The organism is Streptococcus anginosus subsp. whileyi MAS624 (genome assembly GCF_000478925.1).
GTDB classification, from domain to species: domain Bacteria; phylum Bacillota; class Bacilli; order Lactobacillales; family Streptococcaceae; genus Streptococcus; species Streptococcus whileyi.
Genome location: NZ_AP013072.1, coordinates 240,260 through 264,629, shown reverse-complemented (window position 1 = coordinate 264,629; position 24,370 = coordinate 240,260). Strand labels below are relative to the sequence as shown.

Here is a 24,370-nt window from a genome sequence, read left to right as displayed (position 1 = left end):
TAGGGAGATTATTATGAAAAAGTTTAGGATTTCTATCAAATAAAGTTGGGAGGTCTTCATTTGATAAACATAGTATAACCAAGTTAACTTAAATCAACCTTAATTTTTTATAACAAATTGATATTTTTAGAAATTTTTTGAAAAGCATCTTCCAGCGAAACCTGATCTGTAAATATCGCTTCCTCCCAACCCAAGAAATCGCATTCTTTCCACCAACGTTTCATATCAGCTGGACTAAAATCTGCTTTCTTGTTCCTCGCTTGGTGACGGCGATCTGTCTCTTCAAACGTTAAATCATAATAGTAAGACAGAACTTTTGGATAAAAGAGAGTATGCAATTTTTCTAGCATTTGCCCATAAATATCTGTTTCATAAAAACCTTCAACGATAACCAACAAATCTCGCTCATAGCCATAGCGGGCGATCGTTTCTGTCAAAGAGATTGATAGATTGCTCGGCTTGACCTTTTCTTTCAGCATATCACGACGAACGATATCTTATGAGATGAGCAGCGTCTTTCGACCATAGTATTCTTGCAATTTCTTTGCCAAACTCGTTTTTCCTGAACCAGAATTACCTCTGATAATCACCAATGTTGCCATTTATTCTCCAAAAATTAGACGGGTGTGCTCCTGCTTGATACAGCGATCCATGACAATATCATCCCGACCAGCTGCCCGCAGAATCTGCTCCGCTTCTTCATTTTCCAAACCTAATTGTGCCCAGAAAATTGTAGCATTCGCTTGCAGAAAATCACGCGCCACATCTGGCAAAAACTCGCTGCGACGATAAATATCTACAATGTCAATAGAAAAAGGAATGTCCTTTAGACTGGCATACACAGTCTCGCCTAGAATTTTCCTACCAGCTGCTCGTGGATTAATCGGAATAATCCGATAGCCTCTCTCTTGCATCTCTTTGGATACACGATGGCTAGTTGCCTCCTCGCGATCCGACAAGCCAACAACCGCAATCACCTTGCTATTTTTTAAATACTGTTTGATAACCCCATCGCTGGGATTTTGGAAATGATAGGTCATAAAATGTTCTCCGTAATCTTTCATGTATCGTGAGCCATACCGTCCCTTTTTGAACCAGAAACACAAATATTTTATAAAGTTGATGTCTTTGCCTTGAAAGTTTCTGATCTGAACTGAACACAGCTAAAAAATCAGAATGATATAGTTCTTTGGGGTGCTTTTGATTCTACTTCGCTTCATACCAGGTCTTGCCAGCACTTTCGTCCGCTTTCAAGGGTACAACAAGTTCAATGGCAGATTCCATGATGTCTTTGACCAGCGTTTTGATAGCGGTTAGTTCGTTTTCAGGTACTTCCAGCACAATTTCGTCATGAACTTGCAGCAACATCCTAGTTTTAAAATTCCTATCTGTCAGAGCTTGATCCAGCCGAATCATAGCAATTTTGAGAATATCAGCTGCACTGCCCTGAATGGGCGAATTGATTGCTGTTCGTTCTGCAAATCCTCGGACATTGAAATTACGAGAATTAATATCTGGAATATCCCGACGACGGTGGAAGAGAGTTTCTACATAGCCTTTATCTCGAGCCTCTCGTACCACATTTTCCATATAATTCTTAATTCCAGGATAGCGTTCAAAATAAGTATCAATATAAGATTTAGCTTCTTTACGGCTAATCCCCAGATTGTTGGCAAGTCCAAAATCAGAAATCCCGTAAACAACACCAAAGTTGACAGCTTTAGCATTACGGCGATCATTTGGTGTCACATCCTCTGGCTTTTCAATACCAAAAACCCGCATAGCTGTCGAAGTGTGAATATCAGCTCCATGTCTGAATGCTTCAATTAAATATTCATCACCCGAAATATGCGCCAAAACCCGCAGCTCAATTTGTGAGTAGTCGGAACTGAGCAAGACACTATCCTTCCACTCCGGCACAAAAGCTTTCCGAATTAAGCGTCCTTGTTCCAAACGAATTGGAATGTTTTGCAGATTGGGATCCACACTAGATAGTCTTCCTGTCTGGGTCAAATCTTGAAGATAGCGAGTATGAATCTTTCCGTCTGCTAAAATCCAATCCTGTAGCCCCATAACATAGGTTGATTGAATTTTAGCAATTTGCCGATAGTCCAAAATCTTCTCCACAATCGGTGCAATCGGTGACAAACGTTCCAATACATCTACTGCCGTAGAGTAGCCCGTTTTGGTTTTCTTAGTGAAAGATGTTGGCAGATCCAGTTTTTCAAAGAGAATGCCTCCCAACTGTTTAGGTGAATTGATATTAAACTCTTCCCCTGCTAAGTCATAAATTTCCTGAGTTAGTCGAGCTAAAACTTCCTCATTTTCAGTCTGCATCGTTTGCAATGTTTCGCGCTCTACCTTGATACCAGCAATTTCCATCTTAGCAAGGACAAAAGCTAGCGGCTGCTCCATTTCGTACAGGAGATTAAGTTGATCGTGCTGACGTAGCAAGTCCGTCATAGGTTGTTCTGTTTCAACAAGAACTGTGACTTTTTTGGCTAGATGGCTCAATAAAATAGCTTTTTCAGGCAACGCCCGCTTAGCTCCTTTTCCATAAACCACTTCATCTTCAACGAGTCTAGTCTTGCCATAAAGATTAGCAATCGTTGCAATTTCATTGTTGTCAACAGTTGAAAGAAGATACTTAGCTAAACGACTGTCAAACGCTGGTTGCGAAAGCTCAATGCCTAAGCGACTGAGCAAGACTTTAGAGCGTTTAAAGTCATAAACCTTCAAGGCTGTATTTTCCAGAAATTCTTTGAAAACCGGCTGCTGCAAAAGACTGATGTCCTGACTGGCATAAATCTGCTGTGAATTTCCCCAAGCAAAGCCAACCATCTCGTCTATGTGGTAATTGTCCCCCAACATTTCAAAGTAGAAAAAACCGTCTGCACTGAGCATTTCTGGACAAACTTCCGTCACTTCTTTAAAAGTAATGTCCGTCGTTTCCTCTGGCTCTATCTCTGCTTCTAGCGCTTGCTTAAATTGTTTAAAGCCCATTTCATCATAGAATCTACCTAGTTGTTTAATATCTGATCCTTGATAGAGAATATCTTCTAAACCGATTTCAATCGGAGCTTGAGTGTCAATAGTGACAAGCTTTCTAGACAAGAAAGCTATTTCCTTATCCTTAATGAGATTTTCCTTCATCTTAGACTGCTTCATTTGGTCAATGCTGTTATAAATGCCTTCCAGAGAACCATATTCCAAAAGAAGCTTGAGCCCTGTTTTTTCGCCGATTTTAGTCACGCCAGGTATATTATCTGAGGAATCGCCCATAAGAGCTTTGAGATCAATGATCTGGGCTGGTGTAATTCCCATTTTTTCCATTAGATAGGCTGGTGTAAATTCCTCAAATTCTGCCACACCCTTTTTGGAAATTTCCACAATTGTATTGTCATCGGTCAGCTGGATTAGATCCTTGTCTCCACTCACGATCGTCACATCGTAGGGTACAGGCGTGTTTTCAGCCATTTTATCCAGAGTTCCAATAATATCATCAGCTTCATACTGATCCAAGTCGTAATAGCGAATACCTAACTTATCCAGCATTTCTCGGATAAAAGGAAGTTGCTCACGAAATTCCTCCGGCGTTTTAGCTCGACCACCTTTATAATCAGCATACATCTCTGTCCGAAAGGTGGTCTTCCCCGCATCAAATGCCACCAAGATATGAGTCGGCTGCACCCGCTCCATTAAATGATTGAGCATAAGGTGAAAGCCATAAATAGCATTGGTATGAAGTCCGGACGGACTCTTGAATCGATCAATTTGATTGTAAAGTGCGAAAAAAGCACGATAAGCTACAGAAGAGCCATCAATTAACAGTAATTTATTCTTATTTTCCATATTATTTATTATACCATGAAACCAAAGAAATTTTCTGATTAAGAATAATAGCAATATCTAAAAAGCCTAAGAGAATTTTCTTAAGCCTTTATACTATTTTGATACAATAACTTCTCCAAATGCTTGATAGCATCTGCAAAGCTGTCGACAACATAGGAAGCAGCTGCCTGGACAGTGGCAGGGGCATGTGTCATACAATAGGAAATATCGGATTTTTCAAACATCGAGATGTCATTTCCAGAGTCGCCAAATGCCACAACTAGTTGATAATGCTTTTTCAAAAGTTGTAAACCACTACCTTTTGAAACATCTTTCGTAGTCACTTCTATGCGAGTGCTCCCTGATTGATAGACTTCTAAGTGGGGAAAATGTTCTTTTAATTCTTTTACATAGACAGACGTTTTTGCTGCTTCTGGACGAATGTTAAACTTGTAAATCTGACGTTGCCGAACCAGATCATAAGGATTTTCCAAGCAAAGAATGGGCATATTCCACAAACGCCGATTGTCCTCATGGTCAAAGTTGCCAATTCTCTCTTCGCCATCAAGTGCATCAAAAACGAGTTTTTCTTTTTTGAGGTAGTCTAACAAGGCCTGTACATCTACTGATGCCAACTTTTGAGAAAATAATATATTCCCATTTTCAGCAATCATGGCGCCATTAAAGCCGATTGCATAGCTTAAATGAAGCTGATTACGTTGCGTAATGTAGTTGATTTCCTTGACAGAACGACCCGTAGCAATAGCGAAGTCACTGTAACGTGTCAACTTTTGATAAGCTTGCCAGTCTACTGAATTAACATCAACAGAATTTTTCACAAAAGTTCCGTCTAAATCTGTTACACATAAAATCTTATGTGCCATGGCTATTCCTCTAAACCTAGAATGTCTTGGATTTCCATTTTGAGAACATTGGCATAAGCGCCATAGATAGATTGCATTTGCATGCCATTTTCAGCAAAACCAAGCGCTTCATATTGGTTGACAATCGTATCCTTATCCACTAATGATTTGTCCTTGACATCAATCCGCAAACGAGTGATACAAGCATTGACATCAACAATATTTTCCGGACCACCGTGGGCTGCAATCAAACCGAGAGCCTGTTGGTGCGTTTTTTCTTGCTTGCTAAGTTCTTTCCCTTCAGATTTTTCTGGAGTAGGTGCTGTATCCTGTGGAGCTGCTTGACCGACATTTTGAATCTTCAAGCCATATTTACCACGCGCTTCTTGCTTACTTGCCAACTTGACTTCATCCGTATCTTCTCGACCTGGAGTCTTAAAGTTGAATTTCAAAATCATAAATTTAAAGACATAGTAATAAAGGAAGAAATAAGGGATACCTACTAAGAAAACGAGCCACCAGTGCGTTTTAGGTCCTTGCAACACACCGTAGATTACAAGGTTAATGAAACCATGTCCGGTAGGAGTTGCTACACCAGCACCCAGCATGTGCATAACAAACAAAGCAGAACCTGCCAAAACAGCGTGCACAGCGTAAAGCATTGGTGCCACAAAAAGGAAAGTAAATTCGATTGGCTCTGTAATACCAGTCAAGAATGAAGTTCCGGCTGCTGCAAAGAGAAGGGAACCTGCTACTTTACGTTTTTCTGGAGAAGCTGTCTTGTACATAGCATAAGCAGCACCAGAAAGACCGAACATGAAGTAAACAAATTTACCGCCATTGAAACGTGTGATTGATGGGTCAATAGACTTGATCGAAGAATCCGCTAAAGAAGCAAGGTAGGCATTAACCGTACCGACGACATGGTTCCCACCAATTGTCCATGAGCCACCAAGCTCTGTCGTACGGACCGGCCAGTTGAGACCATGGTGCAAACCAAATGGCAAGAGAGCCCGCTCAATCAATCCATATAAGAAAGTGCCAATCGGGCCTGACTTCAAAACGAGGATAGACACTGCGCTAATGCCTGCTTGAATAGTCGGCCAAATAAAGAAGATTGCAACGGCTACAAAGGACATCGCCACCATAGTGACAATTGGTACGAAACGAGGTCCACTGAAGAAACCAATCATGGTTGGCAATTCTTGTTTCACAGCCCACTTGTGAATGAAGTAAACAGAAACCCCAACGATAATCCCTCCAAACACACTGAGATCCATGGTTTGAATCCCTAGAACCTTTGTCTGCATGGCATTTGATAGGGCAAGTTTGGCTGCACCGCTTGATAAGTTAGCAGTATTGACTAGCCTTCCACTGATTTTCAACAAGAAATTCAAAACATTGTGCAAAACAAGAAAACCTAACAAACCAGATAAAGCTGCCGACCCTTTTTCCCGTTTTGCAAGACCAACTGAAACTCCGACTGCAAAAATAACAGGCAAGTTGCTAAAAGCTGTACCACCAAGCGCAATGAAAAATTTCATGACAAATTGAAAAACTGCATTGTTCAAAAATGGGAACATCTTGAGTGTGTTTTCATTGGTAAAAGCTGTACCAATACCTTGAATAATCCCTGCACCGGGCAGTACCGAAACAGGGAGTAAGAATGAGCGTCCAAATTGCTCAAAGGCAGAGATAAATTTATTCTTCTCTTTCATTTTTTTGCTCCTTGTATTTTTCTGTTTTCATTTTAACAAAAATAAACGTGAAAACGTTTTTTTAGAAAGAAGTTTCTATCTTGCATAATTTTGACTATTTCGGTAAAATTTTACTAAGTAGAAAACGTTTTTCTAAAAACAAGGTTTTAGAAAAGAGGCTTTATGTTTCTAAAAAATTTAAAACAACACTATGATCGATTGTCTGTAAATGAGCAGGAAGTCATTGACTACCTCATGCGTTAGAAAGAAGTAGAGACAATCACATTAAAGACCATTGCAAACGAACTTTTTATTTCCTCTTCCACTGTCATTCGTGCTTGTAAAAAATTAGGCTATCAAACTTATAATGAATTACGCTATGATTTACGCTTATCAAAAGAACTAAAAAAAGAGCAAGCCAAGTCTGAACGAACTTCTTTTGAGCAATTAAAAGAACAGGTACAAGTCGAATTTGAACATACCGTATCCATGTTGTCTGAACAAGATTTTCAGATTTTTGCAGCTAAAATTCTTTCAGCTAGAAGGATCTTCTGCATCGGAGTAGGATCTAGTTACATGCCTATGAGCGATTTTAACCGAAAACTCAAACTTATCAATATTTGGTCCAATGATTACTTTGAGCAATACAGCATTGACCGGATTAAAGACATTGCTACACCAAAAGATGTGATTATCGTCTTTTCACTCGGTGGCAGCAATAAAGACGTCAACCACAGTATTTTACAGGCAAAAGAACAAGGGGCAACTGTTCTTACAATCACCACTTTAGGAAACCATCTTCTCGCTAAAATCAGCGATCACATGATTTTTGTCTATGATGCACCAAAAAAACGCGAAAAATTGCGTTCGCGTTTAATGTTCAATTTAGTTGGAAATCTTCTCTTTGAAGTCATTCTAGCTGAGCAACAAACAAACTAATAAAAACAAAGAGTGAGATAAACCGGAAATGTTCATTTTTCTAGTCTATCTCACTTTCATTTTATAAATCTAATACAAGCGAAAAACTACTACCTTGTCCATACTCACTTTGCACGAAAATATCACCACCCAATTGGCGTGCCAATTCACGTGCAATATAGAGCCCTAGACCGTGCCCGCCAGTTTTCATATTGCGAGAAGATTCTACCCGATAAAGTCGTTTAAATATTTTCTCCAAATCCTCTGACTTAATGCCCTGACCTTCATCTGCCACCGTTAAAGTCAAGCGCTTATTGTCAACCGCTGCATCAATAGTAAGCTTAGTGCCTGCTTCTGAATACTTAAAAGCATTGCTGACAAGATTGAGAATAATCCGCGAGAGTTTATCATAGTTGCTGATAATTTTTGCTGATTCTGGCTGCACCGAAATCTGAATATCTCGGTCTTCTTTATCAATCACCAATTGGAACTCCGACATAATATCAATCAAGAGCTTATCAAGGAAAATTTCTTCTTTTTCAAGCGGTACATCTGGCTGATTCATCGTATTCAGAGTGATAAAACTTAGCTCCTCGACCAGCTTATTCAACCGATCGGTCTGCCGACTGATGGTTTTGAGATAATACTGCTGCTCATCTGCCGCAATCACACCATCCAACATTCCTTCGACAGTTGCCTGAATGGATGTTAAAGGCGTTTTAATATCGTGTGAGAGCTGAGCAATCATCAAGCCTTTTTCTTTTTCACTTTCTTCCAACGAAGTAAAGGTACTTTGCAAGTTTCTTGACATATTATTAAAGGCATCTGCCAGCTCTTTAAATTCTGTTGGATTTTTAATTGTATTGACCGTTTCAAACTTCTTGTCAGAGATTCCTTTTATGAGTTGTTTTAATTTATCCAAAGAGAGAAAGACACGGCTCAACAGCAAAAGGCTAACCAATGCCCCTGTAATACTAGCCAGAATGCTAATACCAATAATAAAATAAATATCACTTTTTGAAATCAGCATGGTGTTGACAGACCAGATGATTGCAACAACCGTGATCGTTGTGGAAATGAGGTAACCCACAATAATAAAGTGCTTTAATTTCATTTTACACCTCTATCTTATAGCCCAACCCCCAAACAGTCTTAATAGTGGGCGTTTTTTCAGTACTATACTTCGCTAAATCCTGCCGCAAAGCATGGATATGAACATTGAGCGTATTTGTGTCATCCACAAAGTCCTCTTGCCACACCTTTTCATAAAGCTCTGTTTTAGAAAAAACACGTTGAGGATTATTAGCAAGAATCCATAGCAACTCAAACGATTTGATGGTGATATCTAGCGGACGATCATGAACACTTACTTCGCGCGTTTCGTGATTCATCACCAGATCACCCAGCTGCAGTGTTTCTTCCATTCCCATACTACGGTGAATGCGACGTAGGATATTATTGACTCGCAACACCAATTCCCGCGGGCTAAAAGGTTTGGTGATGAAATCATCTGCCCCCATACTGAGAGAATAAATCTTATCTGGCTCAGATGTTTTAGCCGTGATAAAAAGGAAAGGCTGGTCTGGAGCAAGATATTGTACTTCCCCAATCAGATCATAGCCATCCATATTAGGCATCATAATATCTGTAATTATCAAATCAATTGAATATTTCTGAAACAACTCTAAAGCTTCTTGTCCATCATGCGCCACATTGACTTCATAACCTGCCTGTGTTAAATAACGCTTGTTAATCTCGGTAATCTCTACTTCATCATCTACTAACAAAATTCTCTTTGTCATATCCTTACCTCTACTGTGAAAAATAGTGTTATACCATGAAAAAGTATAACACCCTTGTGTCAAGTATTGGATACATCTTTTCCCCAATTTCCAATCAATTAAATATCTACCCTATTTTAACTTTAATATAGGATTTTTCAAAAGCTTATTTATTAAATCCGTATAAATCATTTGATCGGCAACTTCCAATATGCTTGTGATTTTTTGACCCGCATCTTTAGATGAGGCTCCACAATGATATATTCTTTAACTATCTGTATTCCAGTCAATGATAATGTATCTATCGTGAAATACCTTACCGGACTTTTGAAACTTAATACTTACATAAGGATATTCTCTGCAAAAATCTTGGTATTCAAGAGTATGAAGTCCTTTACCTGTATTGTCGCTAAATATGATAATTTTCACTGATAGATTTATTTCCTTTAATAGCACCAAGGTTTTTACTCCGATATAGTTATCTACAATATAACTGCTCTTTTTCGCTATGCTATAAATATCTTTATAAGCTATATTTGCCTCAACAGGCTGTCCGTTTAACAGTAAAAATCCAGATTTTAGCTGAGGATTACTCAAGTCAAGAAGTAACTCAGATAGCTCCGATTTATAAACAACATTACTTAAAGTATCCACTACATTCGCAACCTTTTCTTCTACATCACTTAAATCTCTTCTTAAATCCTGCATTTCTACAATATTGCTTGTAATCTGCATTGAAAGTTGTAAAAATTCTCTTTTCCCTATCAAAGTTTGATTTCCAAAAATATAGTCTTTCATTTGCTTAAAAAGTCCAGATAAGAGCTTTACTTTGTTTTACTGCAAGCTCCCCTTTGAGAACTGTCATTAACATATAAATCCCTTGTTCTGTAAAGGCAAAAGGTAAATACCTTCTTCCTCCGGAGCCGGCTTCAGGTTTTGAGGTCGAAAATTTCGACCTCAAAAATTCCCATTCATCTTTTGTGAGTTGAAATCTGAAATCATCATCAAATTTCTCAATATTATTCTTAACTTGCTCATTGAACCTTTTTGTTTCATACCCGTAAATTTCTGCAAGTTCAAAGTCAATCATAACCTTTTGACCTCTGATTGTATAAATTCTACTTGCAAGAAACTCTTGATTTACAATCATCATTTCATCTTTATTTTTTATCCACTCCATCACTTTCTTTGATTTTCCAGACTATCTCAAAATCATCCTTGTCATAGATATATATCTTTTCTATGACTTCATTGATCCAGTCTAAAACAAGCTCTCCTTTTGATACATCTTCTTTCAATTTATCAACGTTTAAGTTATGCCCTGAAGCTGTATTTTCTTTTATCTTAACTTCCACGATAGATATTTCCTGTTATATACTTTGGATTTTCTTGGTAAAGACTTCTTTTTGAAAAAGATATGTCTCCTTATCTGTAACTCCCTGCTTATACTTTTCGTAAAGCTGCATTTTAGAAACCTGCAACTTTTGTTTTTCGGCTTCCCACTTTCTTTTTCTATCCTTCAAACTTTCACAAATACTTTCCCGAACCCTACACTCAATGTTTCTCGTTTGCTCTTGCTCAAGGAAATGCTCTGTATAAAGCCTTATTTCTTCAGCTACAATTTTTTCAAGAATTGAGGCTTTTATCTTTCCTTTCATACAGCCACAATCTTTTGCTTTATATTTATACGGACAACAATATCCATCAGTTTTGCCATAATGAACGGTATAGCTCATTTTATGATGGCATCATTTACCACAATAGACTTTATCCTGAAGAATGTGAAAATTCTTTCTTTCCCTGCTGATGCGCTTTTCATTGCGATTTAATAATTCCTGAACTTTGATAAAATTCTCTTTAGAAATGATAGCTTCGTACATATTTTCTCGTATAATCCATTCACTTTCATCTATCCATTTCCGATTATCGAAGCCCACTTCCTGTACTCTTGTTTTTCCTCCAACAACTGCCCCTGTATAGACTCTTTGTGTTAATATATACCTAACAATTTGTCCTGTCCAGATTCCGCTTCCTCTCTTTAGTCCAATATACTTTGCCGGTGTTAAAACTTCTCTTTCATTGAAATCTTTTGCGATAGAAAGCATACTATCTCCACTTAAATACCTTTCAAATATTTCTTCAATGATATGTCTTGCTTTTTCATCAACAATCAAATGGTGATGGTCTTTTTTATCTTTCACATATCCATAAGGAGCTTTTGAACCAAAGTAATAACCTTTGTCTTGTCTCACTTTTACAGAGGAACGCATTTTCTGTGAGATGTCTTTTGAATAGTAATCATGAGTAAGGTTTCTAAACGGAACATCTAAGCCGACAATCCCATCTTCATTATTATTACTATCATAATTATCATTAACAGAAATAAATCGAACTTGCATAAAAGGAAATATCTGCTCAATATATGCTCCTGCTTCAATATAATCTCTTGCCAAGTGAGATAAGTCCTTTACAAGAATTGTCTTTATTTCATTTTTCTTAACAAGACCTATCACCTTTTGAAAAGCAGGTCGATTAAAGTTTGTTCCAGTATAACCATCATCTATATGTTCTCTTACTTTAACTCCTGCAAATTCTTCTCTTAAGCTGATATAGTCTTTTAGAATATCTCTTTGAGAAACAATGCTGTTACTCTCATCTTTGTAGTCCCCATCTTCTAAAGATAGTCTTAAGTAAAAATCTACTGTATTCATATCAGCACCTTTTTACCTTTCCGCCAAGTTTTTCCCTAACTACAGACTTCTCTTCAAAATTAAACTTGATTTCAATACTATTATCTTTCCAGATAAATATCTTACCTATAATGGCAGCTACAAAATTCTTATCCCATTTCTTGTTTTTCCCCTTGATGAAAGCTTCAATATACTTATGCTGTTCCTGAAGTTTTAATTTCGCCTCATCATAAGCTGATATTTGCTTTTCCTTAAAAATCTCCAATTCTTTCTTACTTTGATTGAGCTTTTCTTTCTCTTTTTCAAAAGTTTCTTTTGTCCATTCTCCCAAAACATACTTTTCATAATATTCACTTTGAAACCCGCTAAGTTTTGTATATTTACGATTGATTTCGGTGAGTTCCTTATCCCACTTTCTATCGAGTTCTCCTATGACTTTCTCATAATTCTTTAAGTATTCTTTATAGCTTTTACCGTTATTTGAAAGAATCACATCAAAAGCTCCCTTAACAGTTTTCCCAAGAGTAGCTTCTGTAATAGATAATCCGCATTTTTCTGTTGTAAATTCTTTAAATATATTACAGCTAAAATAAAATACAGATTTTTTACCACTTTGTTGCCTGTGTACGCACATTCTTCTCTTGCAAATACCACAATAAACTTTTCCTCGAAATACCGTATCCTCTTTAAGGAGAGCATTTTCTGTCTGCTATTTTTAATCGGGCTCGATTTTGAGGAAATCATCATCTGCACCTTTTCAAAAGTATCTATTGAGATAATGGCTTCATGGGCATTTTCAGTTACTGTCCAGTGTTCTTCACTAAGCCTTTCTCTCTTTCTCACTTCATATAGATGTTTTTGATTTCTTCCTTGAATTAAAGTTCCTGTATAAACACGATTTTTAAGCACTTGTAAAACCGTAGTTGGATTCCAAATTCTAACAGGCTCATCACTATCTGCTATGACTTTCCCATACTTGCGATAATCCGTAGCAACATAGAATTTTCTTTCATGTAGCAACTTTGAAATTTCAAGTGTACTAAGCCCTTTTAAGTACGATTCAAAAATTTCCTTAACAATAGGTGCTGTATTTTCATCTACATATAATCTTCTTATTCCATTCCCGTCTTTTCGTGTCATATACCCATAAGGTGCTGCCCCACAGATAAATCCACCCTGCTTAATTCGTATTTGATTAGATGTAGATACTTTCTTTGAAATATCTTCTCCATAAAATTTCCAAGCTCAATATAGTTTCTTCCAAAACGAGATAAATCCTTTACAACAATACACTCAATGTTCCCCTGCCTTATTTTCTCTATCAGTTTATCAAAGTCTGGTCTTTCAAAATTTGTTCCGGTTTTCGGAACATATTTATATATGTCAGTCAAGCTAAGCTCATCATTCTTTTGGATATACCCTTCACAAAGAGCAATCTGATTTTCAATAGAATCGCTCGATTTCTCTTTCTTATCTCTTGAGATTCTGGTATAAATAGCTGTTTGAAAGCCATTTAATGGTTCTAACATTACTTTATTTTTTGCTGCTGATATTCTTCTGTTTGCAGTTCTTGCCATCTACACCACCTCCCTGATTCCCTTTTGGATTTAAAGTGTTTGAAGTTGGTAGCTATTTAATTTATCGAATATATCTAAAGTTTCATCATAGTTAAAATGAATTTCTATCCTTTGATCTTCCAATACATAGATTTTATCTATTAGTCTTACGAGAAGCCCTCTTTCTAAAACGCTTATGTTCCTGTACTTCTTTATTTCTGAGATAAAGTTCTGATTGCCTATACTCTTTTTATACAGCCACGCGATTTCTTTATCCTGTCTTTCTAAAATCAGCTCGCTTTCTACAATACGATTGGTATAAAACTCTCTCATATCGTAAAACTCTTCCTCAGAAATAAGCCCCTCTTTTAAATCCTGAAACAATGATGATTTTAAAAGCTCAAATTTCGCCTTACTTTTCTTTATATATTCTTGCCTTTTATCTATTTTCTTGAATAATTCATAAGAGATTTCCATTTCTCTTATTTTTTCAAAAATAACTTCGTATTTTCCAAGTGAATTTATATAGTGGCGAATGGTTTCAAGAACCGTCTTTTTCAATTCTTCCTGCTTGATAGAGTGTCTGCTGCATGACTTTCCTTTGTTATACATAGAGCAAATATAGTAGGTTGCAGACTTCTTTCCTCTCCTATCCATCTTCTTTGTCATTTGCGAATTACAATCCTTACAAAACAAAAGTCCGGAAAATATATCTGCCTTTTCACCTATATTTCTTGCCTTTATATCGCACCTTAAAAGTTTTTGTACAATCTCAAAATCATGGATATCAATAATTGCCTCATGGTTATCTTCAATCTCAATCCAATCGCTTTTGGCTTTAGATATAACCTTATCCAGCTTATAATTTATTTTTTCTCTTTTTCCTTGTTGCAATGTACCAATATATATTTCATTGGTTAAAATACGATTAACCGCAGGTGTATCCCATTTTGTAACAACTTTTGTGTTAAAGCCCGTCTTGTATTTGATGCCTTTTACCTTTTTATGTTCCGTATCCCATTTTCATTAAGATGCTTTGCAATGGAATAAGAACTATATCTCTCAAGTTTCATAGAAAAGATTTTTTGCACCACATACTCTACCTCTTTATCTATTACAATTTTGTGCCTATATTCTTTATCTTTTTCATAGCCATAAGGAGTATAATTTGATATAAACTGTCCTTGCTTTCTCTTTGCTTTACAAACACTTCTTACCTTTGCAGATGTATCTCTACAGTAGTTATCGTTAATAAAGTTTTTAAAAGGAATAACTAAATTCTTTTCTGTTTCATTGACTGTAAAACTGTCATAATTGTCATTTAAGGCAATAAACCTCACTTCAAGAGATGGAAATACTCTTTGTAAATATCTTCCACTATCAATATAATCTTTGATTTGCAGTCTCTGATTGGAAATGCTGTTGCTTTCCACCTTAAAGCCTTTATCATATTTTTCATCATCCTGGGATAATCTAAGGTACATAGCGACCTTAAAATTATTTGCCTCTAAATTATTTTTAGACATAACAAAACCTCCAAATTATTCATCATTTTTCAAAAGAAAAATATGATAACTTGGAGTCCTCGGCACATATTAAATTGTAGCCCTATTTGTTAAATATTATACCATATTCAAAAATAAAAGTCAGCCCCTATTTATCATATTTTTAATCAAGTAACATTGCTTTCTTCTTCAAATAAGATAAAAAACAATCCTCTAAACTTCTTCCGTTTTCTGCATAACTGCATTTTGCAATGATATTTCCTACTTTCATAAAATACATTGGTATTGGAATAATATCCTTTTTCTTTTTTATATCTTCAATATCTGGAACGATATTTCTATCTATGTCTTCCACTGATATATTTTTTAATTTTATCATTTCTATCAAATCCATTAGAAAACTCCTTTCTTCGTTGTTTTCTCTTTAAAGTTTCATGACATTGACGGGTGCTTAGGATCAGCAACATTGGAATCTCACCACCGCCCCTGTTAAGATGAGCCGGCTTTCACTAAAGAAGTATCATTATCATTACTTAGGTCATGGCTCACAAAGTTATCCTTGTCCTTTATTTTTTAAAAAATTATTTGTCGCTCGTTTCCTTCTATCCTTGTCTTTGACAGTATTCATTTAAACCGAATTTCTTCGCAGGAAAGTTATGGCGTAAATTTTCTTTCGCTCACTAAATAATTAAAAGTCCCGTCTTGGTCTATTCAGTTGTCAAAGAACAATTACCTAATGGTTCTAAGAGAGATTGCCTTTCAAATACCTTGAATTTACAATTCCTGTTTTCCACAAATTAAAGCGGGCAGATCTCCCTTCACTTTATAAAGGAAAATCTGCCCTCATCTACAAGGTGATTATCTAAATATTTCTTCCAAAAACTTTTTTAATTTCTTAAGTATATTGGATTTCCTCCACTGAATAGCTTGATAGCTCACTTCCTTTTCCGATGCAATACTTGATATAGTTTCATCATTGAAATACAAACGCTCAATAATTTCTTTTTCTTCATCGTTTAACTTTGATATAGATGATCTTAATACCCAAATCATCATCTGTGTTTCTACAATTTTTTCTACATCAACGCTTTCGTCGACAATGTTATCTATAAAGTGTCCATCATGATCCAATGATGAAAAAAAGAGCAAGTGGTTTTTCTTGTCCACCTGCTCTAAATACTTTTCGTGTTCCTTTTCTCGCTAGTAGACTTTATATATCTGCTCGCTAACCTTTACCTTTTTCCCGTTGACATAAAGATAGTATTCTTTTGACATAAAGTTTCCTCCATTTCTTCTTTTGTCTGCGTTTTTAGGCAAAAAAAGGAGGACTTCTGCATTTAGGCATAATAAGTCCTCTAAAATGAAAGAAATCTATTCTTTCTCTAAAAATATTTAATTTGACATCACGAGGTAAACAACTGAAAATAGGAAAAAGGCTGGGTACTTCTATACTTAACTATTATATAATTAAAGACTCCCTTCCCCATAACATTCTCCCCGCTGAGTTTGCATTATCCTATCGTAAGTTACATAAAATTAAATCTTCGTTCTTATATCATCATTATATTTTTCGTTTGCATCTACTACTGATGATAAGAAGAGGGCTTTCTGTATTTTCTACAATCACTGCCCCCTTCTATTAACGACTAACTATTTATGTTATCCAATATGTGCAAGACAATATCTGTCTTATTGTTCCAAATAGCTCTTATCATCAGTGAAAAAATACCTACGCCTTCTACTTCGCATGATTTCTGCGTCTGTATCCTATAAGCACTAATAATGTTCCTGATGTTAACATAAGCCATGCATATAGAGATATGTTTGTACCTTCTCCAGTTTTCGGCAAAGTTTTGTTAGTGTTTGTATTTGGTGGTGGAAGTTCTTTCAACTTATCTACCATCACTATCGTATTTCCTGTTACTTCTATACCTTTCACTATCGCTTTTCCATTTTTTACTTCAAATGTTATTGCTGTTGCTACTTGGTATTTAGCTGGTGCCGATATTTCTGTGAAGGTGTACTTCCCGTCTTTTAATTCAAACTCTTTTACCGTTCCATCTGTTACCCATTCTTTGACTAAGCTTCCATCTTCTTTCGTCAATCTGATGGTTGCTCCTTTTAGTTCTTCTCCATTCTCTGTTAATGCTTTCTTAGAAAACTTAACTTTTGTTGATGGCGTTGATGGTGGTGGCGGCGGAAGTTCTCTCAGCTTATCTACCATCACTATCGTATTTCCTGTTACTTCTATACCTTTCACTATTGCTTTTCCATTTTTTACTTCAAATGTTATTGCTGTTGCTACTTGGTATTTAGCTGGTGCCGATATTTCTGTGAAGGTGTACTTCCCGTCTTTTAATTCAAACTCTTTTACCGTTCCATCTGTTACCCATTCTTTGACTAAGCTTCCATCTTCTTTCGTCAATCTGATGGTTGCTCCTTTTAGTTCTTCTCCATTCTCTGTTAATGCTTTCTTAGAAAACTTAACTTTTGTTGATGGCGTTGATGGTGGTGGCGGCGGAAGTTCTCTCAGCTTATCTACCATCACTATCGTATTTCCTGTTACTTCTATACCTTTCACTATTGCTTTTCCATTTTTTACTTCAAATGTTATTGCTGTTGCTACTTGGTATTTAGCTGGTGCCGATATTTCTGTGAAGGTGTACTTCCCGTCTTTTAATTCAAACTCTTTTACCGTTCCATCTGTTACCCATTCTTTGACTAAGCTTCCATCTTCTTTCGTCAATCTGATGGTTGCTCCTTTTAGTTCTTCTCCATTCTCTGTTAATGCTTTCTTAGAAAACTTAACTTTTGTTGGTGGCGTTGATGGTGGCGGTGGAAAGCCTGGAATATGTTCTCTATATACATAAATTACGTGTTGTTTTTCTTCTTTCACCTTTCCTGTTGTCGGAGCTGAATTAGTATCCATTTTTTCAAACACATATCCATTAAAACTTTTTTGAACGGTTATATAATCTTTTCCTACCAGTTCATCTTTAACAACATCTGTTACATTCTCTAAAATTTTGCCATCTGTTGTGATGTACTTAACATCCACACTTCCTCTTTTAGCAAGTCTAATAGAGATTAAAAATAAATCAGAATTATACAGTTTTGTCCCTTTGTTGTTAAATTTATCTTTACAAACTTCCTCAGTAATAAGTGTATTTAATCCGTTAATTCCATCTGCACATTTTTTATCCTCTTCCTTTGTAAAATAGGAGTTCCCTGTGTGATATTGCTCTGTTGAAAATTTAGAAAAAGGAATAGCGCTATGATAAACATCAAATGTTACTTCTTTCATTTTACCAACCAACATAACTGATCCTGTCCCTGCCGGAGATAAATCAGGAGTTCTTGCAGCTGGATTTTCAGCATCTTGAACAAATAGTTTATCTAATACAGATTGCGAGTATGTATTTTTATCGATAACTTTAATTTTTTTGTTTTCAACCTGTAAGTTAGCTCCAGTACCGACTTTTTCTACCGTAATATCTGCATTTTTTAGTTCCAATTCTGAGGCACTAAACGATCCCTTTGCATAGTTATCAGATCCTGTTGTAGTAAAAACTTTTCTATATCCGCCTATACCTGATAAATCTAATATCGGATTTTCAACTTCTTTGTCAAAAGTTATAGTTAATGTGCCAACAAACTTACTTCCATCAAAATTCCATCTTTCAGAAGTATTTAACTTCCCCTCATCTTCTCCTGCTTGTGTAAAAATTCCAAGAGTTGGTGTTTTATTAGTATCAAGTTTACCTATAAATAAATTATCTGTTGCCTTATTGTCTGAATGCCTTTTTTTATTATCTGTAAGGTATGCAATACCTTTATTGTTTTCTTTTTCTTTAAATTCAACAGATATTTTAACATCACTAACATTTGTTGTTGCCTTATTATATGCTTTAATATCAGTTGGAACATAATCAGAATTAAAATTTCCTGTTACACTCCAATCATAATTTGTATTATAAAATCCATCTTCATAAGCTTTTTTAAAATCATCCACTTTACTTGTTTTGTTAGTTACAGAATTGCTTGTGTTATTGTTACTCGCAAATACATCTTGTGTATAATAAATATTTCCCCCCAAATATAACAAAAACCAAAAAAATAAAATTAGTTTTTGTATATTCCCTCTTTTTTTCATTTGTTTTCTACTCCTTCTTTACCTTGTATATTTTTTTATAGCGTAAATAAACTTAGACTTTTATTTACAGTAAAAATTCATGCTTTATACATATATATCCTCCTTGATTTTCACACAAAACAATACGTTCAGCATTATATCATATTTGGAAAAGAAAGTCTACTTTGGTTTAAATTTATTCTGTTTTATCTCGATTAACCTGCTCAAAACTTTCTGTGCCATCATTCAATCTATCCCAAATAATCACTTTTCCAGCTTTGAGAGACTTTTGCACATCAATGATTCGTTGATTAGAAGAACCTCGAAATTGCAACATGAGATTTCGTTTTGCCTTATCAAAACGACCATCTACCAGAATATCAATGAGACTAAGAAGTTCAAGTTTATCTGGTGTTTCCAGCATCATTTCTTCCCATGTATAGCCCGTCCAAGACCAAATATCTTTGTCAGGCAACTCTCGTCGAATACGCTTGACTAAGGGCAAGAGAATCCCAGTATTCAGAAAAGGCTCTCCTCCTAGCAAGGTCAGTCCTTGAACATAGGGCTCAGCCAAATCTTTCATGATTTGCTCTTCCAGCTCTTGCGTATAAGGAATCCCGGCATTGAACGACCAGGTCGCTACATTGTAGCAGCCCTCACAATGAAACATGCAGCCGCTGACATAGAGGGAATTACGCACCCCTTCACCATCCACAAAATTAAAGGCTTTATAGTCAATAATACGCCCCTTGCTTAACTCTTCACTTTTCCACTCACCTGGCTTCGGTGTATTCCATGTCATTTTTCTACTCCAAATCTATCCAATAGCGCTCTTTCCCGGCTCGTACATCTTCCAATATTCCGCCATTTTTTAAAATTACTGCTCGACTAGCTGGATTATCTACCGCACAAGTCACCAGCACTTGGTGAATATTCTTTGAAGCAGCAACAAGAAGTCCTTCTTTCAGCATCGAAGTAGCATGGCCTCTCCCTTGCATAGATGGACGAACACTATAGCCTATATGACCACCGTGTTCGAGTAAGTATTCATTTAGGCTCAGGCGCAAATTTAAAAAACCAACTGCTTGTCCTTCATCAAACCCGACAAATTGTATAGCTGGCACCCAGGTATCAGGAATATTGAGACCCATTTCTGCATTTCGGTTCCCAGCAATCCAATCTTCATAATCAAAATCCTCCTCGTTCCAAAAACCACCATCGTGTGCGGCATTTGAATTTTCAAATTCCATTATGAGAGCCATGACTGCGTCCTTATCTTCCAATCTTGGTCGTCTTAATTTCATATTTCACACCTTGATAGAAAGAGAGTGAGACTAGCTTCATGCAGACCTCACTCTTTCCCTTATTTTTTCTTTGCTTTTTGCAAAAATTATTCTCGCAAACTTGTAACACGAGCTTTCTTGTTGATTCCACCTTTCGAGTGTTTTTCATGATAGCGTGTAACTTGTGCTTTCCCTTTGTCGTCTAATTGATATTTTCCCATGAAAGTTCCTACTTTTCTACATGATGTCCTTCGAACTTGATTGTTGAACCATTCATGTGTTTAACACGGGCCGAAATCTCCTTGTGACGTCCATTTACCATCGGACGAGCTTGAGGATTTCCAAGATAACCACAAGTTCGCTTCACAACATCAACTGTCTTAGGATCGCTATTGCCGCAGTTTGGACAAGTAAATCCACGATCGGTTGGCGTGAAGTCCCCTTCAAAATCGCACTTGTAACAATGGTCAATCGGAGCATTGGTTCCAAGATAGCCCACACGATCGTAAGCATAGTCCCAGACTGATTCGAGTGCTTTCGGATTTTGTTGTAGAACAGGATATTCACAGTAGTGAATAAAGCCTCCTGAAGCCCCAGCTGCTGGATAATCTTTTTCAAAATCTAATTTTTCAAATGGTGTCGGATTTTTACGGACATCATAGTGGAAACTATTCGTATAGTATTCCTTATCTGTAATATCTTTTACAAGACCAAATTTTTCTGTATCCAGACGACAAAAGCGGTCTGTCAGACTTTCAGACGGTGTAGAATAAACAGAGAAGTGGTAGTCATATTGGTCAGACCATTCTTCTACACGGCGTTTCATTTCACGAACGATATCGACTGTGAATTTCTTGGCTTCTGGATTGTGCTCCCATTCACCACCATAAAAGACTGTAGCCACTTCATACAGACCAATATAGCCAAGAGAAACCGTGGCTCTACGATGCTTAAAGAGTTGATCCACCTTATCATATTTACCTAGACGTTTTCCAAAAGCACCATATTGATAAAGAATAGGAGCATTAGCTGGAGTCGCTTCTTTGGTGCGTTCGACACGGTAGACGAGCGCATCTTCAGCAATATTCATCCGCTCATTAAAAATTTCCCAGAATTTCTCCATGTTGCCTTCAGATTCAAGAGCAATTCGTGGAAGGTTGACCGTCACAACGCCAAGATTCATCCGACCAGAATTGACTTCTTGACCGTTTTCATCTTTCCAGCCTTGTAAGAAAGAACGGCAGCCCATTGGAACTTTAAAAGAACCTGTTAATTCCACAATTTTGTCGTAAGACAAGACATCTGGGTACATCCGTTTCGTAGCGCATTCCAAAGCCAGCTGTTTAATATCATAGTTTGGGCTATCCGGTTCTAAGTTCAATCCGCGCTTCAACGTGAAAATCAATTTAGGAAAAATAGCTGTCCGATGTTCAGACCCCAGACCTTTAATGCGAATTTGAAGAATCGCTTTTTGAATTTCTCTTTCAAAACGATTGGTGCCAAGACCAAAACCAAGCGATGTAAATGGGGTTTGTCCATTTGATGTAAACAAGGTATTGATTTCATACTCCAAAGATTGCATGGCATCATAAATGTCTTTTTTAGTCTTTGTCCAGGCAAACTCTTCTTGCTTTTCAGGAAGCACCCATTCACGCGCATCCTTCAAATGTTTTTCATAATTTTTTTCAGCATAAGGCGCCAAAACTTCATCAATTCGGTCAGCAGAGCAACCACCATATTGACTAGAAGCTACGTTTGCAATGATTTGAGAGATTTGCGCAGTCGCTGTTTGAATCGACTTTGGACTTTCGACTTCAGCATTTCCAATCTTAAAGCCATTTGCCAACATGCCCTTAAAATCAATCAAACAGCAATTCGTCATCGGTGTATAAGGACTGTAATCCAAATCGTGATAGTGAATGTCTCCTTTTTGGTGTGCATTTGCCACATGTGGTGGCAGCATTTGCAGACCAATCGATTTCCCAACAATTCCCGCCGTCAAATCACGCTGGGTGTTGAAAACATCGCTATCTTTATTGGCATTTTCATTGACAACTGCTTGGTCTTTGTTAAGCAATTTTCCGATTGTAAAGTTAATATCTGTTGCTTTTGAGCGCGCAAAATCACGTTGTGTGCGGTAAGTAATATAGCTTTCTGCAATGGCGTATTCATTGGCATTCAGTAATTCGTGTTCCACGATATTTTGAATTTCATAGATTTTAACGCCCGCAGGAAAACGTGAAATCACTTCTGCTACGATTTTATTGGTAATACCTTCAAGTTTTGCTTCTAACAACGGAGTCATCGTCGTTACTTCTTGGCTAGCTTTGACAAGCGCTTTATAAATCTTATCTGCGTCAAAAGCCACACGACGACCGTCACGTTTTTCAACATAAATATCAGCAAAACCTTGTACTGTTTCTTCTTTTAATGCTATCATGAGCTCCTCCATTCGTATAAATCATATTATATCACTCTCATAAAAAAAAATCAATATCTTGTGGTAAAAAACTTAAAATTTTATTTTAAACACAAGATATTGATTAAATCATTTTAATTTATAAAGCTTGAAATGATGAAGTTCCAGGTCAGTTTTCTCATAATTTTTCTGAATTTGTTTTTGCACATCTTGAAGAACAGGCACTTGATTATTCACTAAAATATAAGTTGGTGCATTTTCTTTCAGACTCCTAGCTAGCGCCATTTTGTTTTCATCGGTTCCTTGGTACAAGCTAGGTGTTAAAATTGGTACTGCAGATAAGTGTCTACTCGCCTGATAAAGCGCTGCTGTTTTATCCCAAGCATAGATTTTATCAGTCTTCTTCGCTTTATCTTTGATATAATTTGCCGCAGAAACACGTTCACTTGCTTCACCTGAAGATAAAATATAGTGATTAACAAGCGGAGAACCAATTAAGTAAGTAACTGCTAAAAGCGGCAAGAAAGCATTTTTTGCAACATACGTTCCTAAAATAGATGTAGATTTTTGTACACGGCTATGACGTCCACCTCTTTTAAGTTTACTTTTTCCTAACCACATACTGAGCAGAATCAGGAAGAATGGTAAAACAGGCAACAGCTGATAAGCGCCTTGATCTGGTAAAAAGAAAACAAATAAAACTAAAATTAAGGACGCGAAAAAACTAAATAGCTGCAGGAAACGTTCCAAAGAATTTGCTGGCAATGAAAAACTTCTCACCCAAGTCACAACTATACCAAGTCCAATAATAAGTCCTCCATAAAGCAAACCATTGTACAATAAATGCTGTCCTGAAAAATGCAAGCTATCCCAAGGATAAAGAATCTGGCTTATGGCAAGCCCAAAACTGCCATTCAAAACCGTATAATAACCTAGCGGATAAAATACAAGCGAGAATCCTACCAAAATGGCAAATAATTGATACAGGCCGCGCGCTTTTTTCTTTGCCCAAATATTATAAACTAGCAGAGCAAGGAAAGTCACCAAATAAAATACAAGGCTCGTCACCGGATCAATCATAAACATCAGCGCACCAAGTGCTCCAAAGCCAATAAAACCTCTGTCGCTTGCTTCTCCTGTCACATAACGCATCAGAAAGTACAGCGACCCAAAGACAAATGGGAAAGCAAAAATACTAGAGTATAAGCCGCCCCAACCTAAAGCGAGCGTCAAACAATAGAATAAAGAAAGGATTTTGATAGAAGTGTTTTTTACAGCCGTTAATTGATATACAATTTTAAACAGATAAATTCCTGCAACAAACAAAGCCAAGCATTGCATTGCCGCAAAGAAAATATTGCCCATGAAGAGACTACCCGCCCAATTAGCTAGATAATAAAACAGACCACTCGTTCCATAAATATTTCCATAAATAACCTGCCCTTGCGCCATTGCCCAACCTGCATATAAATTTTGAGATTGCAGATTAGTAGCAAGGTTGGTCAAAAATGGATTGGCAACACTTAAAACGCTCAATAATAAGCTCCACAAAAATAAAACAACAAAAGGAGTCGACATTGGCTTTATAAAAACCGATTTTTTCTCGTTCTCTTCGTGAAGCGTCTCTACTACTGTCTCTTTCATCTCTTGTTCAGGCATTGTATCGTACATAAAGATTCTCCTTGATATCAGTCT

At 36.7% G+C, this 24,370-nt stretch carries 23 protein-coding genes and 4 pseudogenes; 2 read left to right on the top strand and 25 right to left on the bottom strand.

Translation table 11 applies throughout. The features are described from left to right. Positions 1-107 precede the first annotated feature (107 nt). From ANG_RS01400 to ANG_RS01380, 5 genes are all read right to left on the bottom strand, one after another. Positions 108-494: a P-loop NTPase family protein gene (locus ANG_RS01400; protein WP_412093897.1), complete on the bottom strand. Its 387-nt coding sequence runs from the start codon at positions 492-494 to the stop codon at positions 108-110. A 108-nt stretch (positions 495-602) separates the two neighbouring features. After that, on the bottom strand, positions 603-1,040 hold the full coding sequence (locus tag ANG_RS01395; protein WP_003034829.1) for a CoA-binding protein: 438 nt from the start codon (positions 1,038-1,040) through the stop codon (positions 603-605). A 166-nt stretch (positions 1,041-1,206) separates the two neighbouring features. Continuing rightward, entirely contained in the window at positions 1,207-3,852 is a 2,646-nt protein-coding gene (gene polA, locus ANG_RS01390; RefSeq protein WP_020999870.1) for a DNA polymerase I, read from the bottom strand. Between the two features lie 80 nt (positions 3,853-3,932). Further along, entirely contained in the window at positions 3,933-4,715 is a 783-nt protein-coding gene (locus ANG_RS01385) for a Cof-type HAD-IIB family hydrolase (RefSeq protein ID WP_020999871.1), read from the bottom strand. A 2-nt stretch (positions 4,716-4,717) separates the two neighbouring features. Then, the gene (locus tag ANG_RS01380) at positions 4,718-6,412 is read right to left on the bottom strand and encodes a PTS transporter subunit EIIC (protein ID WP_003071360.1); all 1,695 of its coding nucleotides are present in this window, start codon (positions 6,410-6,412) and stop codon (positions 4,718-4,720) included. Positions 6,413-6,670: 258 nt separating this feature from the next. Between ANG_RS01380 and ANG_RS11640 the strand changes: the two are divergent. Both ANG_RS11640 and ANG_RS11310 read left to right on the top strand, forming a co-directional pair. Further along, positions 6,671-6,727: pseudogene (locus ANG_RS11640) on the top strand (hypothetical protein); the annotation flags it as partial. Positions 6,728-6,973: 246 nt separating this feature from the next. Continuing rightward, complete coding sequence (locus tag ANG_RS11310; protein ID WP_231847289.1) at positions 6,974-7,330, top strand: SIS domain-containing protein; 357 nt, start codon at positions 6,974-6,976, stop codon at positions 7,328-7,330. 61 nt (positions 7,331-7,391) lie between these two features. On the opposite strand, the gene ANG_RS01370 is transcribed toward ANG_RS11310, so the two are convergent. The 20 genes and pseudogenes from ANG_RS01370 to ANG_RS01280 all read right to left on the bottom strand — a co-directional run bounded on the left by ANG_RS01370 (position 7,392) and on the right by ANG_RS01280 (position 24,346). Continuing rightward, positions 7,392-8,423, bottom strand: a complete 1,032-nt coding sequence (locus ANG_RS01370) for a sensor histidine kinase (RefSeq protein ID WP_025271574.1) — start codon at positions 8,421-8,423, stop codon at positions 7,392-7,394. A 1-nt stretch (position 8,424) separates the two neighbouring features. Next, the gene (locus ANG_RS01365) at positions 8,425-9,111 is read right to left on the bottom strand and encodes a response regulator transcription factor (RefSeq protein ID WP_003034816.1); all 687 of its coding nucleotides are present in this window, start codon (positions 9,109-9,111) and stop codon (positions 8,425-8,427) included. A gap of 246 nt (positions 9,112-9,357) precedes the next feature. Next, positions 9,358-9,888: a hypothetical protein gene (locus ANG_RS11675; protein ID WP_025271573.1), complete on the bottom strand. Its 531-nt coding sequence runs from the start codon at positions 9,886-9,888 to the stop codon at positions 9,358-9,360. Positions 9,889-9,892: 4 nt separating this feature from the next. Continuing rightward, complete coding sequence (locus tag ANG_RS11670; protein ID WP_003034809.1) at positions 9,893-10,270, bottom strand: ORF6N domain-containing protein; 378 nt, start codon at positions 10,268-10,270, stop codon at positions 9,893-9,895. After that, complete coding sequence (locus ANG_RS01350) at positions 10,251-10,445, bottom strand: hypothetical protein (protein WP_003034847.1); 195 nt, start codon at positions 10,443-10,445, stop codon at positions 10,251-10,253. The genes ANG_RS11670 and ANG_RS01350 overlap by 20 nt, the downstream gene beginning before the upstream one ends. 15 nt (positions 10,446-10,460) lie before the next feature. Continuing rightward, positions 10,461-10,748 (bottom strand): hypothetical protein, encoded by a 288-nt coding sequence (locus ANG_RS11240; protein WP_006269150.1) that lies wholly within the window; start codon positions 10,746-10,748, stop codon positions 10,461-10,463. Between the two features lie 90 nt (positions 10,749-10,838). Then, entirely contained in the window at positions 10,839-11,801 is a 963-nt protein-coding gene (locus tag ANG_RS01340; protein WP_003034750.1) for a recombinase family protein, read from the bottom strand. Position 11,802: 1 nt separating this feature from the next. Further along, entirely contained in the window at positions 11,803-12,273 is a 471-nt protein-coding gene (locus tag ANG_RS11305) for a hypothetical protein (RefSeq protein WP_003034776.1), read from the bottom strand. Between the two features lie 69 nt (positions 12,274-12,342). Further along, positions 12,343-12,414, bottom strand: a pseudogene (locus tag ANG_RS11600) (hypothetical protein); the annotation flags it as partial. 110 nt (positions 12,415-12,524) lie between these two features. Beyond that, positions 12,525-12,920: pseudogene (locus ANG_RS11595) on the bottom strand (recombinase family protein); the annotation flags it as partial. Next, a complete protein-coding gene (locus ANG_RS11295; RefSeq protein WP_025271572.1) occupies positions 12,917-13,357 on the bottom strand; it encodes a recombinase family protein in 441 nt (146 codons plus the stop codon). The pseudogene ANG_RS11595 and the gene ANG_RS11295, both read right to left, overlap by 4 nt. 30 nt (positions 13,358-13,387) lie before the next feature. Next, on the bottom strand, positions 13,388-14,326 hold the full coding sequence (locus ANG_RS11290) for a recombinase zinc beta ribbon domain-containing protein (protein WP_231847315.1): 939 nt from the start codon (positions 14,324-14,326) through the stop codon (positions 13,388-13,390). A 5-nt stretch (positions 14,327-14,331) separates the two neighbouring features. Next, positions 14,332-14,862 carry a serine integrase family protein gene (locus ANG_RS11285; protein ID WP_003034765.1) on the bottom strand — a complete coding sequence of 177 codons (531 nt, stop codon included), beginning with the start codon at positions 14,860-14,862 and terminating at the stop codon, positions 14,332-14,334. A 142-nt stretch (positions 14,863-15,004) separates the two neighbouring features. Continuing rightward, a complete protein-coding gene (locus ANG_RS01310) occupies positions 15,005-15,235 on the bottom strand; it encodes a hypothetical protein (RefSeq protein WP_003034793.1) in 231 nt (76 codons plus the stop codon). Positions 15,236-15,699: 464 nt separating this feature from the next. Continuing rightward, positions 15,700-16,116: pseudogene (locus tag ANG_RS01305) on the bottom strand (sigma factor-like helix-turn-helix DNA-binding protein). A gap of 463 nt (positions 16,117-16,579) precedes the next feature. Continuing rightward, positions 16,580-18,994 (bottom strand): SpaA isopeptide-forming pilin-related protein, encoded by a 2,415-nt coding sequence (locus ANG_RS11280; protein ID WP_025271571.1) that lies wholly within the window; start codon positions 18,992-18,994, stop codon positions 16,580-16,582. 175 nt (positions 18,995-19,169) lie between these two features. After that, the gene (nrdG, locus tag ANG_RS01295; protein WP_003038320.1) at positions 19,170-19,775 is read right to left on the bottom strand and encodes an anaerobic ribonucleoside-triphosphate reductase activating protein; all 606 of its coding nucleotides are present in this window, start codon (positions 19,773-19,775) and stop codon (positions 19,170-19,172) included. 4 nt (positions 19,776-19,779) lie between these two features. After that, positions 19,780-20,277: a GNAT family N-acetyltransferase gene (locus tag ANG_RS01290; RefSeq protein WP_025271570.1), complete on the bottom strand. Its 498-nt coding sequence runs from the start codon at positions 20,275-20,277 to the stop codon at positions 19,780-19,782. Between the two features lie 208 nt (positions 20,278-20,485). Beyond that, a complete protein-coding gene (gene nrdD / locus ANG_RS01285; RefSeq protein WP_025271569.1) occupies positions 20,486-22,696 on the bottom strand; it encodes an anaerobic ribonucleoside-triphosphate reductase in 2,211 nt (736 codons plus the stop codon). 108 nt (positions 22,697-22,804) lie between these two features. After that, the gene (locus ANG_RS01280; protein ID WP_003038345.1) at positions 22,805-24,346 is read right to left on the bottom strand and encodes a hypothetical protein; all 1,542 of its coding nucleotides are present in this window, start codon (positions 24,344-24,346) and stop codon (positions 22,805-22,807) included. Positions 24,347-24,370 lie beyond the last annotated feature (24 nt).